Source organism: Streptomyces sp. SID14478 (assembly GCF_010548525.1).
Lineage (GTDB): Bacteria > Actinomycetota > Actinomycetes > Streptomycetales > Streptomycetaceae > Streptomyces.
The window spans coordinates 1-392 of sequence record NZ_JAAGMG010000768.1; the positions used below are offsets into that span (position 1 = coordinate 1).

Consider the following 392-nt stretch of genomic DNA (forward strand, 5'->3'; position numbering starts at 1 on the left):
TCCGACGGCCTGTTGTTCACCTCGCGGCTCTCGCTCAAGTCGCATCCCTGGCTGGCCGACCACGCCGTCGGCGGCGTCGTCCTCGTCCCGGGCACGGGCCTGGTCGAACTGGCGGTCCGCGCCGGTGACGAGGCCGGCTGCGGCGTCCTGGAAGAGCTCGTCATCGAGGCACCCCTGGTGGTGCCGGAGCAGGGCGGCGTCCGCGTGCTGGTCACCGTGGGCGCCACGGACGAGACCGGCGCGCGCCCCGTCGAGGTCCACTCCCTGCGCGAGGACGCCCCCGGCGACGGGGACGCATGGACCCGGCACGCGGCCGGCACGCTGTCGGCCCCGGCCCCGGCCCCGACCCGGGCCGTGCCCTTCGACTTCACCGCCTGGCCGCCGCCCGGCGC

General features: G+C 77.3%; 1 protein-coding gene. It reads left to right on the top strand.

Annotated features, from left to right (window positions below; genetic code table 11):
• Positions 1 to 392: polyketide synthase dehydratase domain-containing protein (locus tag G3I40_RS25195; protein WP_203644760.1), on the top strand; the 392-nt coding region annotated here is incomplete at both ends.